The sequence below is a fragment of the Streptomyces bauhiniae genome, from assembly GCF_004784475.1.
Lineage (GTDB): Bacteria > Actinomycetota > Actinomycetes > Streptomycetales > Streptomycetaceae > Streptomyces > Streptomyces seoulensis.
Window position 1 is genome coordinate 339,306 of record NZ_SRRT01000004.1, and the last position, 14,429, is coordinate 353,734.

Sequence of the window (14,429 nt, forward strand, 5' to 3'; positions counted from 1 at the left end):
GCCGACGGCACCAGCAATCAACCCCTTTGGAGTGAAAGGGGGTTGACATTCCCCGGCCGTCCGGTAGAGGGCGCCGTCAGCCGGTCAGCTCGGCCAGTTTGCGGACGGTGTTCCAGTTCCGGGTCGTCGCGATCAGGCCCTTGGTGACACGCGGGCGGCCCAGCTCCTCGGCGAGCTTGGAGCGGCCGAGCCCGTCGGGTGCGTAGAGGTACAGGCACCGGTCGCCGAGGCGGAACTCCTCGGGGAGGCGGGCGGCGGTGTCGATCCCGGCGAAGCGCTCGGGGTCCACCGGGCCGGAGAAGTAGGTGACGTGCACCTGCTTGGGTTCCAGCGCGTCGGCGGGGAACGGGCAGGCTTCCGCGACCGCCGTCAGATAGGCGTGGTCCCGCACGATCACGTCGACGGAAAACCCGAACCGCTTCTCGATGGCCGTGCTCAACTCCCCGGCGAGAATCCCCTCGTCGCCCTGGGAGGCGGTGAACACCGCCTGCCCGCTCTGCAGATGGGTCCGCACATCGTCATGGCCCAGCTCGGAAAGGAGAGTTCGCAGGTCGGCCATCAGGAGCTTCTTGTTGCCGCCCACGTTGATCCCGCGCAGCAGCGCCGCATACGTCGTCGTCATCCGCCCACGATAGAACGGCCGTCGTGCCCCGTGGGGGCGGGCACGACGGCCGTACCGGACGGTACGCCCGTTGCGGCAAACTCTGTCGGACCGAGCGGCCGCCGGGCAAGTCCTCCACGATCTTGTGACTGGTTCACCAACGTTTCTCCACCGGCGTCAGCGCACGGGCAGCTCCGCCTCGATCAGGTCGGCGGCCCGCGTCGTGCCCCCTTCGCGCACCATGTCGGCCTGGATCTCCTTCAGCCGGGCCGCCACCTCGGGGTCGTCGGCCAGGGCGAGGGCGGTCTCACGGAGGCGGTCGGCGGTGGCGTCCTCGGTGAGCAGGGTGCGGGCCACGCCGATCGCCTGGAGCATGTCGGCGTTGCCGAACTGGTCGACGGCCTGCGGGACGGCGATCATCGGGGTGGCCGTGGCCAGCCCCTCCTGGCTGCCGCCCGCGCCCGCGTGGGTGACGAACAGGTCGGCCTGCCTAAGCACCGCCAACTGCGGTACCCAGGAGTGCACTTCGACGTTGGCGGGCAGCTCGCCGAGTTCGGCCGGGTCCACGTGCCGCCCGATCTGGAGGACCAGGTGCCAGCCGGGCAGGTCACCGAAGGCGCGTACGCACTCGGCGTAGAAGGCGGGCCGCTTGGTGAAGGCCGAGCCGAGGGAGACGAGGACCACCTTCTCGGCGGCCTCGGGCCGCTCCCAGGTGCCCTGGTCGGCGCGGTCGCCCTGGCAGGCGCCGACGAAGCTGTGCACGCGCTCGTCGACCCGGTCGGCGTTCGGCTGGAGCGCCTTGGGGATGAGGACGAGGGAGCGGGCGGGGCGGCCGGCGAACGGGTCGGGGGGCTGGGTGATGCCGTTCTCCGCGAGCCAGCCCGCGAAGCGGGCGTAGTACGCCTGGCCGCGCTCGGTCTTCAGGGGCTCGGCCCACATGGGCTCCGCGACCTCCTCCTCGTAGCCGTCCCAGGCGACGAGGTTCGGGGAGAGCGAGACGGCGGGCACGCCCCAGCGGTGGGCCAGGACGCGGGCGGGGTAGGAGGCGATGTCGTGCAGGACCAGGTCGGGTTCGTCGCCCTCGTACGCCTTGATGAGCTGGGGCAGCGCCTGGATGGCGTCGGCGAGGAAGGGTTCCACGTTGTCCAGCAGTGTGGTCCCCCAGGCCGAGGGGTCGTCGTCGGGGCCGGGCAGGGTGGAGGTGTAGGGCACGGGCACGGCACCCGTGGCGGCGACCTTCTCGGCGAAGAGCGGCGGGACGGCGTAGGTGACGCGGTGGCCGCGTGCGACGAGTTCCCTGATCACCTCCAGGCTGGGATTCACATGGCCGTGCTGGGCGATGGAGAACATGGCGATGTGTGCGGGGCGCTGGGGGGTCATGGCCCCGAGGCTAGGTGGCGCCCGGTGGCCCGCTCCAGCGAATTTCGCCGCGCCCGCTCAGCGCTGGTAGCGGGCGAGGACCAGATTGCCGTCCTTCTCCAGCCGCGTGCGCAGCTCACTGAGGCCGATGGCGCCGCTGTAGTACTCCTGGAAGGCCGGAGTGGCGATCTTGTCCTTCCACTCCGGGTAGCCGCGCACCGACTGGGCGGGGGCCGGGCGGAGGTGGGCGGCCAGGGCGGTGCCGGTGGCCCAGCCGCGGTCGGCGGTGTGCAGGGCCGGGTCGGCGAGGGCTTCGGTGCCGGTGGGGAGCATCCAGTCACCGAGGGCCAGGCGGACCATGTTCTTGGGCCGCAGCAGGAAGTCGATGAACTGGGCGGCCTCCTTCTTGTGCGGGCAGTCCTGGGAGATGGAGAGGGTCTGCGGGCTGACGCCCTGGGTGAGCCCGTCGGCGCCGGCCGGGGCGGGCAGCACCTCCCACTGGAAGCCCTTGGGGGCCTGCTGCTCGATCTGCTGGCGGTAGGAGAAGCCCAGCGGGACCATCGCGTACCGTCCGCCGAAGAAGCCGGGCAGGGTGTCCGAGCCCCCGCTGCCGAGCGTCGAGGCGGGCGCGCTGCGGTCGTGGGCGACCTGGTCGTGCACGGTGCGCGGTACGACGGCGTCCCCGGTGCCGAACCGCACGCTCACCTTGCCGTCGCTGCCCCGCTGGAAGAGCGTGCCGCCCGCCGAGAGGCCGAGGTTGAGGGTGACGGACACGGGCTCCTTCAGCGGCCAGGCGACCCCGTACTTGCCGTCGCCGCTGAGCCGCGCGGTGATCTTCCGGAACTCCGCCCAGCTCCACGGGTGTTCGGGCGTCGGGATGCGCACCCCGGCCTTCCGCAGCCAGGCAGAGTTGGCGATGAGCACGCGGGGTTCCTGGAGGAAGGGCACGCCGTAGACGCCCTTGCCCAAGGTGGTGGTCTGCCAACTGCGCTGCGGGATGTCCGACTTGAGCCGGGCGGGCAGCAGGCCGCTCAGGTCGGCGAGGTCGCCGCCGTAGGCGAAGTCGGCCAGGTCGTCGGAGGCGTCGTGGATGACGTCGGGGGCCTCGCCGCCCTCGAAGGAGGTGAGCAACTGGTCGTGCACGCTGTCCCAGTTGCCCTGTACGTACTCGACCTTGACGTCCGGGTGGGCGGCGTTCCACTCCCGCACGAGTTCCTTGTTGGCGGCGACCGACTCCTGCTGCCAGGCGAGGGACTGGAAGCGCAGGGTGACGGGCCCGCCGTCATCGTGGCCGCCGGAGGAACAGCCCGCGAGGAGCAGCAGGAGGGCGGCGACCGCCATGGTGATCCTGGTCCGCATCAGCTCTTCACCGCTCCGGCGATCAGGCCCCCGGTGATCCGCCGCTGGAGCAGGGCGAACACCACGAGGGAGGGCAGGGTGGCGAGGAACGCGGCCGCGGCCAGCGGGCCGAGGTCGGCGACGCCCTCCGCGCCGATGAAATGGGTCAGCACGACCGGCAACGTCTGGTTGCCGGGGCTCTTGAGCAGCACGAGCGCGAAGAAGAACTCGTTCCACGCCGTGACGAAGGCGAACAGCGCGGTGGCCGCGATGCCCGGCGCGAGCAGCGGCGCCGTCACCGACACCAGGGTCCGCAGCCGCCCGGCCCCGTCGACGGCGGCCGCCTCCTCCAGCTCGACCGGGACCGCCCGCACGTACCCGACCAGCATCCACAGGGCGAACGGCAGCGACCACACCACGTAGACCAGGGTCAGCCCGGCCAGGGAGTCGATCAGCCGCAGCCGCTTCAGCACCAGGAACAGCGGGATGATGATCAGCACGAACGGGAACGCCTGGCTGACCACCACCCACCCGCTGGCCGCCCGCGCGAGCCGGGTGCGGTGCCGGGCCATGACGTAGGCCATCGGGGTGGCGATCAGGACGGCGATGACGGCCGCGCCGAGCGCCGCGAGCAGGGAGTTGAGGGCGGCGTGCAGGAGGGGCTGTTCGTCGAACGCCTGCCGGAAGTTGGCGAGGGTGGGGTGGCGCGGAATCCAGGTGGGGTGGAGGCTGCCGAGTTCGCGCGGTGGCTTGAACGCGGTGGACAGCAGCCAGAGGAACGGGAACGCCAGGAAGATCAGATAGGCCAGCAGGGCGGCGTACTGCCCCGCGCGGGCCGCGGGCCGGGTCCTCACGCGTCCTCGCCGCCCTTCAGCCGGCCCGCGAGGAACACCGCGAGCACCACGGAGATCACGGCGACCATCACGCACCCCATCGCGGCCGCGTAGCCGAACTGGCCGTAGCGGAAAGCCTCTTCGTAGGCGAACAGCATGGGCAGCCGGGTCTTTCCGCCGGGTCCGCCGCTGGTGAGCACGTACACCAGGGCGAAGGAGTTGAAGTTCCAGATCAGGTTGAGCGCGGTGATGGAGAGGGCGACGGGTCTGAGCGCGGGCCAGGTGACCGCGCGGAACCGCCGCCAGGCGCCGGCGCCGTCCACGGCGGCCGCCTCGTGGAGTTCGCGCGGGGTGTTCTGCAGCCCGGCGAGCAGGGCGACCGTGGTCTGCGGCATCCCGGCCCAGACGCCGACGACGATGACGGCGGGCAGCGCGGTGGCGAGACCGCTCAGCCAGTCCCGTCCGTCACCGAGGCCGAGGTCGCGCAGCGTCTCGTTGAGGATGCCCGCGTCCGGGTTGTAGACCAGGCGCCACATGATGCCGACGACCACCTCGGGCATCGCCCAGGGGACGATGGCGAGGGCGCGGGCGAGCCAGCGCAGCCGGAGATCTTGGTTCAGCAGCAGGGCCAGTCCGAGCGCCAGCAGGAACTGGGGCACGGTCACGCCGACCGCCCACACCAGGCCGATCCGGAACGACTCCCAGAACAGGGTGTCGTGCAGGAGGTCCTGGAAGTTCAGCGCGCCGATCCAGCGGGTCGGCGCGGTGCGGCCGGACTGGGCGTCGGTGAAGGACAGCAGGACGCCGTAGAGCAGCGGGCCCACGCTGAGCACGAGGATCGGGATCAGGGCGGGCAGCACCAGGAACCAGACGGCGTGGTCGCGGCCGCCGGTGCGCACGGGCGGACGCCGCGCCTCGACCGGCGATGTCACCGGCTGTGTCACCGGTGATGTCATGGAATCATCCCCTTTGCCTGACCCGGTTGGCGTGTTCATGGTCGTGAACGCAGCGCGCCCCGTCAAGGGACCGCACACCGCCCGACCTGTGCGAATGCGAGACTGGCCACGCGACACGGCAGGGATCACCGACACAGGCCACGGAGGCGGACCATGGACGAGGCACGGGCGCGGGCGGTACTGGCCGGGGCGAAGGTGCTGCCCCCGGCGGCGGACGCGCGCCTGCTCGCCCTGGGCGAGAACGCCGTGTTCGCCGCCGGAGACCTGGTCGTCAAGGTCGGCCGGGACGCCGAGTTGCTCGACCGGGCCCGCCGCGAGCTGGCCGTGGCCTCCTGGCTGGCCGAGTCCGGGGTGCCCTCGGTACGCGCGGCCGAGCCCGAACCGCTGCTGGTGGACGGCCACCCGGTGACCGTCTGGCACCGGCTGCCCGACGCCGTACGCCCCGCCGAACCCCGCGACCTGGCCGAGCTGCTGCGGCTGGTGCACGCGCTGCCCGCTCCCCCGGTGCCGCTGCCGCCCCGCGAACTGCTGGGCGGGGTGGAGCGCTGGCTGCGGCTGGCGGGCGACGCGATCGACCCCGAGGACGCGGCCTGTCTGCGCGCCCGCCGCGACGGCTTCGCCTCGGCCGCCGCCGCGCTGACCCCCCGTCTGACGCCCGGCCCGATCCACGGGGACGCGCTGCCCCGCAATGTGCACATCGGCCCGGACGGCCCGGTCCTGGTGGACCTGGAGACCTTCTCCGCCGACCTGCGCGAGCACGACCTCGTGGTGATGGCCCTCTCCCGCGACCGCTACGGCCTGCCCGCCGAGGCGTACGACGCCTTCACCTCGGCCTACGGCTGGGACGTGCGCGAGTGGGACGGCTGCTCGGTGCTGCGCGGCGCCCGCGAGACGGCGAGCTGCGCCTGGGTCGCCCAGCACGCCCCGGCCAACCCCAAGGCGCTGGCCGAGTTCGAGCGCCGGGTGGCGTCCCTCAGGGACGGGGACGAGTCGGTGCGCTGGTACCCGTTCTGAGCCTGCCGGGTGCCGCCTACGGCACCACGGCGTCCGTCAGCTCGCGTACCGGCCAGACCCGGTCGATCACCGCGTCCGCCTCGCCCTTGCGCCGCAGGAACACCTCGAAGTCGGCGGCCCATTCGGCGTACCACTCGACCTGGCAGCGGTGCAGCTCCGCAAGGCCGAGCCCGGCTATCTTCGGGTACCGCTCGGCGATGGCGGTGGCCAGCCGGGCGGCGGCCAGCGCGTCCGCCGAGGCGTCGTGGGCGGCGTCGAGCACCACCCCGTACTCCGCGCAGACCGCCTCCAGATTGCGCTTGCCCCGGCGGTAGCGGTCGACCCGGCGGTCGATGGTGTACGGGTCGACGACCGGGGCCGGGACGCGCCCGCCCAGCCGCTCGGCCAGCGAGGGCAGTCCGTACCGGTGCAGCTCGGCGGAGAGCAGGGTGAGGTCGAAGGCGGCGTTGTACGCGACCACCGGCATGCCCGAATCCCAGGCGGAGACCAGCGCGTTCGCCAGGGCGTCGGCGACCTGGTCGGCCGGGCGGCCCTCGGCCGCCGCGCGTTCGTTGCTGATGCCGTGCACGGCGACCGCCTCGGCCGGTATCTCCACGCCCGGATCGGCCAGCCACTCCCGGCGTCCCATGGCCTCGCCGGCCCTGACCTCCAGCACGGCGCCCGTGACGATGCGCGCCCGATGCGGATCGGTCCCGGTCGTCTCCAGGTCGAAGCCGATCAGCGGCTCCCGGTGCCAGCCCATGGGCGGCCCCCCTTCTTGGTGGTGCGTTCCCCCAGTGGCTCCACCATGACACGGGGCACTGACAACGCCCCCGGCCGCCTGTGGACGGCTGCCGTCAGGACACCGGCCGGGAGTCCGCCCAGGCCAGCTCGAACTCCTCCCGATAGGTGGGGAAGAGTCCGGAATCGCCCGACTGGTCCGACGTGACCACCCGGCTGCCGCCGCGCAGCACCAGCACCGGCGACTCCATGCCGCGCGCCCCGCGCAGATAGGACTGCACCACGGCGATGCCGTCCGCGCCGTCGCCGTCCACCAGATAGGCGGTGAAGCGCGGGGTCTCGTCGTACACCTGGATCTCGAAGGCGCCGGGGTCGCGCAGCCGGGAGCGGACGCGGCGCATGTGCAGGATGTTCATCTCGACCGAGCGGGCCAACTCGCCGCGCTTCATCCCGAGTTCCCGCTCCCGGCGCTTGACCGCGCTGGAGGCCGGGTTGAGGAAGAGCAGCCGGACGCGGCACCCGGACTCCGCGAGCCGGACCAGGCGGCGGCCGGAGAAGTTCTGCACCAGCAGGTTGAGCCCGATGCCGATGGCGTCCAGCCGGCGGGCCCCGCCGAACAGGTCCTCGGCCGGGAACTGGCCCATCAGCCGCACCCGGTCGGAGTGCACCGCGACCACGTCCGCGTACCGGTCGCCGACCAGGTCCTCGACCGCGTCCACCGGGAGCCGGCCCGCCGAGGGCACGTCACCGGCGGCGCCCAGCAGCTCCAGCAGCCGGGCGGAGGCGCGCTCGGCCTGGTTCAGCACCGCCTCGGACAGCGCCCGGTTGCGGGAGACGACATTGCGGGTCACCTCCAGCTCGTCCAGGGCGAGTTCGAGGTCCCGGCGCTCGTCGAAGTACGGCTCGAAGCACGGCCAGTGCTGCACCATCAGCTCGCGCAGTTGCGGCAACGTCAGGAAACTGAGCACATTGTCGTCGGCCGGGTCGAGCAAGTAGCCCTTGCGGCGGCTGACTTCGCGCACCGCGACGGCCCGCTGGACCCACTCCTGGCCGGCCGGTCCGGCGGCGGCCACCACCCAGTCGTCACCGTGCACGGGTTCGTAGACGGGGCGCAGCACGGCGGCCACCACGGCGCGCAGCCGCTGCTCGACGAGGTTGAGCCAGATGTAGGCGCGGCCCGCCCGCTGGGCCCGGGTGCGCACCTCCCGCCAGGCGCCCGCGTCCCAGTCCAGTTCCGGTCCGATCGACCCCGCGCCCATCGGACGTGCCAGGGACACCGCGCCGGGCGGGACGTCCGTGGAACCGCTCCCCTCGTGACCCTCGCCACCAGGGGGCAGCTCCAGCCCTCCCGAGCCCACCCTGCACCGCCTTCCGTCCCCCGGACCTTCCCCGTCCCAACGATCAAGGAAGGGTACTCCGGGAGCGGTCGGCGGTGCAGCCGGATGGACAGGTCGGTTTCTCAACTTGCCTGTCACCAGTGGCCGTTCCGGGCGTTCGGGAGCGGAGGGAGTGAGCGGAGTCATAGGGGCGCGAACCGGTACTCGGGACGGCGCGCCGCTGGTGAGCGGCCCGTGTGCCGACGGCTCCCGGCCGGTGCGCTCCGGCCGGCCGGGATCGAGTCGGTCTCGCCGGGGTGCGCGCGGCTTCCCTCCTTCGGGTGCGGGTAGAGGTCATCCGTGACCACGGGTCGGCCGGCAGCGGAGGGCGCCAGACGTCAGGTGCCCTCACTTTCGGGGAGACTCGCCGCCAACGCGCCCCCACCGGGGCCCCGCACCTGGAAGAGTCGAGTGCATGCAGGTCTGGCCTGGAGAGGCGTACCCCCTCGGCGCCACCTATGACGGTGCCGGTACCAACTTCGCGGTCTTCACCGAAGCCGCGGACCGAGTGGAGCTGTGTCTGCTGCACGACGACGGCTCCGAGACGGCGGTGGAACTGCGCGAGAGCGACGCGTTCGTCCGGCACGCGTACCTGCCCGGCGTGATGCCGGGCCAGCGGTACGGGTTCCGGGTGCACGGCCCCTTCGCGCCCGAGCGGGGGCTGCGCTGCAACTCCGCGAAGCTGCTGCTCGACCCGTACGCGAAGGCGGTCAGCGGGCAGGTCCAGTGGGGCGAGGAGGTGTACGGCTACCACTTCGGCGCCCCCGACCGGCGCAACGACCTGGACTCCGCGCCGCACACCATGAGTTCGGTGGTGATCAACCCCTACTTCGACTGGGGCGACGACCGCCCGCCGCGTACCGACTACCACCGCACGGTGATCTACGAGGCCCATGTGAAGGGTCTGACGATGCGTCATCCGGGGCTGCCGGACGAGCTGCGCGGCACCTACGCGGGGCTCGCCCACCCGGCCGTCATCGAGCATCTGACCCGGCTCGGGGTGACCGCGCTGGAGCTGATGCCGGTCCACCAGTTCGTCAACGACCACCGCCTGGTCGACATGGGCCTGAACAACTACTGGGGCTACAACACCATCGGCTTCTTCGCCCCGCACAACGCCTACGCCTCCTGGGGCGACCGGGGCCAGCAGGTGCTGGAGTTCAAGTCGGCGGTACGGGCGCTGCACGAGGCCGGGATCGAGGTCATCCTCGACGTGGTCTACAACCACACCGCCGAGGGCAACCACCTGGGCCCGACGCTTTCGTTCAAGGGCATCGACAACCCGTCGTACTACCGGCTGACCGACGATCCGCGCTACTACATGGACACCACCGGCACCGGCAACAGCCTGCTGATGCGCTCGCCGCACGTGCTGCAGCTCATCATGGACTCGCTGCGGTACTGGGTGACCGAGATGCATGTCGACGGGTTCCGCTTCGACCTCGCGGCCACCCTGGCCCGGCAGTTCCACGAGGTGGACCGGCTGTCGTCGTTCTTCGACCTGGTCCAGCAGGACCCGGTGGTCTCCCAGGTGAAGCTGATCGCCGAGCCGTGGGACGTCGGCGAGGGCGGCTACCAGGTGGGCAACTTCCCGCCGTTGTGGACCGAGTGGAACGGCAAGTACCGGGACACCGTGCGGGACCTGTGGCGCGGGGAGCCGCGCGCGCTGGCGGAGTTCGCCTCCCGGCTCACCGGCTCCTCCGACCTCTACCAGGACGACGGCCGCCGCCCGCTGGCCTCCATCAACTTCGTCACCTGTCACGACGGCTTCACCCTGCACGACCTCGTCTCGTACAACGACAAGCACAACGACGCCAACGGCGAGGACAACCGGGACGGCGAGAGCCACAACCGGTCCTGGAACTGCGGGATGGAGGGCGACACCGACGAGGCGGAGGTGCGCGAGCTGCGCGGCCGGCAGATGCGCAACTTCATCGCCACCCTGATGCTGTCCCAGGGCGTGCCGATGATCAGCCACGGCGACGAGTTCGCCCGCACCCAGCGCGGCAACAACAACGCCTACTGCCAGGACAACGAGATCTCCTGGGTGGACTGGCCCGAGCTGGAGGAGACAGAGGGGGACGACGAGCGGGCCGCGCTGCTGGAGTTCACCCGCGCGATGGTGGACCTGCGCAGCGAGCACCCGGTGTTCCGGCGCCGCCGCTTCCTGCACGGGCGGCCGGTGGAGGGCACCCGGGACGAGCTGTCGGACGTCGCCTGGTTCACCCCGGAGGGCGAGCAGATGGCCCAGGCCGACTGGGACTCGGCGCCCGCCTCCGCGCTGGCGGTGTTCCTGAACGGCAACGCCATCTCCGAGCCGGGACCGCGCGGGGAGCACATCGCGGACGACTCCTTCCTGCTGATGTTCAACGCCTCGCACGAGCCGCTGGACTTCCTGGTGCCGGTGGACCACGGCCGGCAGTGGCAGGTGGTCGTGGACACCGCCCGGCCCGAGGGGGTGCCGCCGGGCCAGGGCCCGAAGGTGGCGGCCGGTGACCGCCTCACGCTGCCGGACCGCAGCCTGACCGTGCTCCAGCGCCCCGCGTAGCGCGCCCCGGCCGGGGACACGGGAGCCGCCGTGTCCCCGGCTGTCCGGTTCGCGTGGGCCGTCCCGGGCCGGATGCCCCGGCGGATGACACGAACAGCGGCTCGCGGGGTACGTAGCTCTGCATGACTTCAGTGCGACCCGGACCAGGGGTGCCCACGGCCACCTACCGCCTACAGCTCCAGCCCTCGTTCCCCTTCGCCGCCGCCGAGGCGGCCGTGCCCTATCTGGCGTCGCTGGGCGTCTCGCACCTGCATCTGTCCCCCGTCCTAGAGGCCGTCCCCGGCTCCACGCACGGCTACGACGTCGTGGACCACGCGCGGGTGCGCGCGGAGCTGGGCGGCGAGGACGGGCTCAGGTCGCTGTCGCGCACGGCGCGGGAGCACGGGCTCGGCCTGGTGGTGGACATCGTGCCCAACCACATGGCGATGGCCCCCCGCTACAACCGCGCCCTGTGGGAGGTGCTCCGCGAGGGCCCCGAGTCGCCGTACGCGCGCTGGTTCGACATCGACTGGGCCTCGCGCGGCGGCCAGGTGCTGCTGCCGGTGCTCGGCGGGCCCATCGCGGCCGAGCGCGAGCATCTGGTGGCCGACGGGGAGCTGCTGCGCTACCACGACCATCTCTTCCCGGTGCGTTCCGGCACCGAGGGCCTGCCGCTGCCCGAGCTGCTGGACGCCCAGTGGTACCGCCCGGTGTGGTGGCGGCTGGCCCGCACCGAGCTGAACTACCGGCGCTTCTTCAGCATCTCCGAGCTGATCGGGGTGCGGGTGGAGGACCCCGAGGTCTTCGACGCCACCCACGGCAAGATCCTCCAGTTGCTGGCCGAGGACGTGATCGACGGCCTGCGCATCGACCACCCGGACGGCCTCGCCGACCCCGACGCCTATCTGGCCCGGCTGGACGAGGCGACCGGGGGCCGCTGGACGGTGGTGGAGAAGATCCTCGCCGACGAGGAGGAGCTTCCCGACTCCTGGCCCGTGGCCGGCACCACCGGCTACGACGCCCTGCGCCGTATCGACGGGGTGTTCACCGGTCCGGCCGGTGCCGCCGAACTCGAGGCCCACTACCGGGCGTTCGCGGCCCCGCAGCTCGACCGGGGCGGCGACTGGGACGCGACGGTGCGCCGGGCCGCGTACAAGGTGCTCACGCATGAGCTGGCCGCCGAGGCCGACCGGCTCACCCGCTCGGCGGTCCGGCTGTGCGCCGCCTCCCCCGACCTGGCGCTGCGCGACCGGGCGCCCTGGGCGCTCCGCACGGCGCTGGAGGAGCTGCTGGTCCGGATGCCGGTCTACCGGCCGTACACCTCCGAGGACGCCGCGACGGTCGTCACCGAGGAGGCGGCGGCGGAGGCCCGGCGGGCGTTCGCGGTGGCTGAGGAGGCCGACGCGGTCGACCTGGTACGCGGGCTGCTGATCGGTCCGGACGACGGCACGCTGCCCGAACTCACCGAGTTCCGCAGCCGGTTCGCGCAGACCGCGTCGGCGCTGCGGGCCAAGTCGGTGGAGGACACTGCGTTCTACCGCTATGTCCCGCTGCTGTCGGCGACCGAGGTCGGCGGCGATCCAGGCCGGGTGGGAGTCTCCCCGGCGGAGTTCCACGCCTACTGCGCCCGGCTGGCGAGCCACTGGCCGGACACCGCCACGGTGGTCACCACGCACGACACCAAGCGCAGCGCGGACGTCCGGGCGGCGCTGAACGTGCTCACCGAGTGCCCCGGCCGCTGGGCCAAGCTGCTCGCCGAGGTGAGCCGGGAACCGGAGGTGCTCCCGGACGGCCAACTGGCCTGGGCGGCCTGGCAGACGGTGTTCGGCCTCGGCCCGGCCGAGGAGGAGCGGGTGCGCGAGGCGCTGCTGAAGCACGTCCGCGAGGCGGGCATGTACACGAGCTGGACCGAGCAGGAGCCGCCGTACGAGGACGCGGTGACCGCGTTCGTCGCCGCCGGGCCCTGCGGGCCGCCCGGTGAGCGGGTGGCCGCCTTCCGCAAGGGGCTGGAGCCGCACATCCGGGCCAACGTGCTGGGCACCGCGCTGGTGCACCTGACGATGCCGGGCGTGCCGGACCTGTACCAGGGGACGGAGAGCGAGTACCGGGCGCTGGTGGACCCCGACAACCGGCGTCCGGTGCCCTTCCCGCCGGCCGCGCCGGGCGAGAAGGAGGCGCTGACCAGGGCGGCCCTTCAGCTCCGGGCGCGCCGGCCGGAGATCTTCGGCCGGGCGGGCGCGTACGCCCCGCTGCTCGCCGAGGGGCCGTCGGCCGAGCATGTGCTGGCGTTCTCCCGCTCCGGCGAGGTGATCACGGCGGTGACCCGGCTCTCGGTGCACCTGGAGGAGGCGGGCGGCTGGCACGACACCCACCTCGCGCTGCCGCCCGGCCGCTGGCGGGACGTCCTCGCCCCGGACCGCGAGTTCACCGGCGAGGTGCGCGCCGCGGACCTGTTCTCGGCGCTGCCGGTGGGGCTGCTGGAGCGGGTGGACGAAGCGGGCGACGTGGCCTGAGCGAGTGGGGCGGGCCGGGTGGCAGGAGGACGTGTGCCACCCGGCCCTGCCGTCAGCCCTCCAGGGCGAACACGGAGCCCGTCTCGGCGCCCAGCTCGCAGGCGTTGCCGAAGGTCCGGTCGTACGTGACCGGCTTGCCGTGCCAGCGGCCCTGGGCGCGGGCGCGGACGGGCGCGTAGACCAGCGTGCAGAGGGTGTCCTTGTCGCCCAGGCGGCTGAAGTCGCCGTCGGCGGCGGTGAGTTCCGCGCACGCCTCGGCGGCCTTCGGGTGGCCCTGCGGGGGGTCGCAGAGCAGCAGGGCGGCGCGGCTGCCGGCGCCGTTGGTACCGGGCCGCGTGACGGTCAGGGAGAGCCAGTCACCGGACGCCGCGTGCGCCGTGGCGCCGGGGGCGAGCAGACAGGTGGCCATGAGGGTGGCGGCGAGCGCCGCCGTACGTGTCAGACGGTTCATGCCCGGTGCATCGGCACATCGGCCGGACCGCGCCAGCCCGCCTCACCCGAACGGCAGCCATGACAGCACACCAGTTCGGTCCCGGCGGGTCAGTCCGCGGCGAGCCGGTACGACACCGTGCCGAAGCCGACGAGGTCCCCCTCGCGCACCGCCACGGCGCCCAGCACCCGGCGCCCGTTCACCGTGGTCCCGTTGGTCGAGCCGAGGTCCCGCAGCACCCACATGCCGCCCTGATACCGGAGTTCGGCGTGCACGCGGGACACCGTGTCGTGGTTGAGCCGGAGCCCGCTGGCCGGGTCGCGGCCGATGCGCAGGGGGTGGCCGTGCGTCGGGTGGGGCAGCAGCAGCTTGGGCAGCCGCTCGGCGCGCCAGGCCCGGCCCAGCCGGACGCCGAAGCCGGACACGGCCTCCACGGTGCCGAACAGCGCGCGGCTCAGCCGGTTGCCGTCCTTGAGGTCGGCGGTGAGCACGGCGAGTTCACGGGGGCTGCGCGCGGCGAGGGCCAGTTCCATGCGGTGCACGAAGGTGTCGTGCGACAGCTTGCCCAGGGCGACGCCGTCCCGCAGTACCCGCAGCGCCTTGTCGCGTTCCGCGTCGGAGACCCGTACGGGATACACGGGGAATTCGAAGGACGACGTCACGTTCGTGATTGTCGGGCAGCCCACCCCGAGGTGTCCAGAAGAGGCAACCGGCGCCAGCGGGCGCCCACTTCCGCGACACCCGGGCGGAAAGCCCCGATTC

General features: G+C 72.7%; 12 protein-coding genes. 3 read left to right on the forward strand and 9 right to left on the reverse strand.

Translation table 11 applies throughout. From position 1 onward, the window contains the following. Positions 1–76: 76 nt before the first annotated feature. The 5 genes from E5083_RS15480 to E5083_RS15500 all read right to left on the reverse strand — a co-directional run bounded on the left by E5083_RS15480 (position 77) and on the right by E5083_RS15500 (position 5,087). On the reverse strand, positions 77–622 hold the full coding sequence (locus tag E5083_RS15480; RefSeq protein WP_135786271.1) for a DUF1697 domain-containing protein: 546 nt from the start codon (positions 620–622) through the stop codon (positions 77–79). 156 nt (positions 623–778) lie between these two features. Then, entirely contained in the window at positions 779–1,981 is a 1,203-nt protein-coding gene (gene mgt / locus E5083_RS15485; RefSeq protein WP_135786272.1) for a macrolide-inactivating glycosyltransferase, read from the reverse strand. A 57-nt stretch (positions 1,982–2,038) separates the two neighbouring features. Then, positions 2,039–3,319 carry an ABC transporter substrate-binding protein gene (locus tag E5083_RS15490; RefSeq protein WP_135786273.1) on the reverse strand — a complete coding sequence of 427 codons (1,281 nt, stop codon included), beginning with the start codon at positions 3,317–3,319 and terminating at the stop codon, positions 2,039–2,041. Then, on the reverse strand, positions 3,319–4,152 hold the full coding sequence (locus E5083_RS15495; protein WP_135786274.1) for a carbohydrate ABC transporter permease: 834 nt from the start codon (positions 4,150–4,152) through the stop codon (positions 3,319–3,321). The genes E5083_RS15490 and E5083_RS15495 overlap by 1 nt, the downstream gene beginning before the upstream one ends. Then, positions 4,149–5,087, reverse strand: coding sequence for a carbohydrate ABC transporter permease (locus E5083_RS15500; RefSeq protein WP_244317510.1), 939 nt, complete (start codon positions 5,085–5,087; stop codon positions 4,149–4,151). The genes E5083_RS15495 and E5083_RS15500 overlap by 4 nt, the downstream gene beginning before the upstream one ends. 153 nt (positions 5,088–5,240) lie before the next feature. On the opposite strand from E5083_RS15500, the gene E5083_RS15505 reads away from it, so the two are divergent. Continuing rightward, positions 5,241–6,101, forward strand: a complete 861-nt coding sequence (locus E5083_RS15505; protein ID WP_135786275.1) for a phosphotransferase enzyme family protein — start codon at positions 5,241–5,243, stop codon at positions 6,099–6,101. Between the two features lie 16 nt (positions 6,102–6,117). Here E5083_RS15505 and E5083_RS15510 read toward each other — a convergent pair whose 3' ends face one another. After that, on the reverse strand, positions 6,118–6,843 hold the full coding sequence (locus E5083_RS15510) for an exonuclease domain-containing protein (RefSeq protein ID WP_135786276.1): 726 nt from the start codon (positions 6,841–6,843) through the stop codon (positions 6,118–6,120). Between the two features lie 94 nt (positions 6,844–6,937). Next, the gene (locus E5083_RS15515) at positions 6,938–8,179 is read right to left on the reverse strand and encodes an SAV2148 family HEPN domain-containing protein (protein ID WP_135786277.1); all 1,242 of its coding nucleotides are present in this window, start codon (positions 8,177–8,179) and stop codon (positions 6,938–6,940) included. 433 nt (positions 8,180–8,612) lie between these two features. On the opposite strand from E5083_RS15515, the gene glgX reads away from it, so the two are divergent. Together glgX and treY are read left to right on the forward strand one after the other, a co-directional pair. Next, positions 8,613–10,745 carry a glycogen debranching protein GlgX gene (gene glgX, locus E5083_RS15520; RefSeq protein ID WP_135786278.1) on the forward strand — a complete coding sequence of 711 codons (2,133 nt, stop codon included), beginning with the start codon at positions 8,613–8,615 and terminating at the stop codon, positions 10,743–10,745. A gap of 149 nt (positions 10,746–10,894) precedes the next feature. Next, the gene (gene treY / locus E5083_RS15525; RefSeq protein WP_135786533.1) at positions 10,895–13,237 is read left to right on the forward strand and encodes a malto-oligosyltrehalose synthase; all 2,343 of its coding nucleotides are present in this window, start codon (positions 10,895–10,897) and stop codon (positions 13,235–13,237) included. Between the two features lie 52 nt (positions 13,238–13,289). Here the strand turns inward: treY and E5083_RS15530 are convergent, their stop codons facing one another. Beyond that, positions 13,290–13,688 (reverse strand): SSI family serine proteinase inhibitor, encoded by a 399-nt coding sequence (locus E5083_RS15530; protein ID WP_135786279.1) that lies wholly within the window; start codon positions 13,686–13,688, stop codon positions 13,290–13,292. A gap of 89 nt (positions 13,689–13,777) precedes the next feature. Beyond that, positions 13,778–14,329, reverse strand: coding sequence for a DUF1707 and FHA domain-containing protein (locus tag E5083_RS15535; RefSeq protein ID WP_135786280.1), 552 nt, complete (start codon positions 14,327–14,329; stop codon positions 13,778–13,780). Positions 14,330–14,429 lie beyond the last annotated feature (100 nt).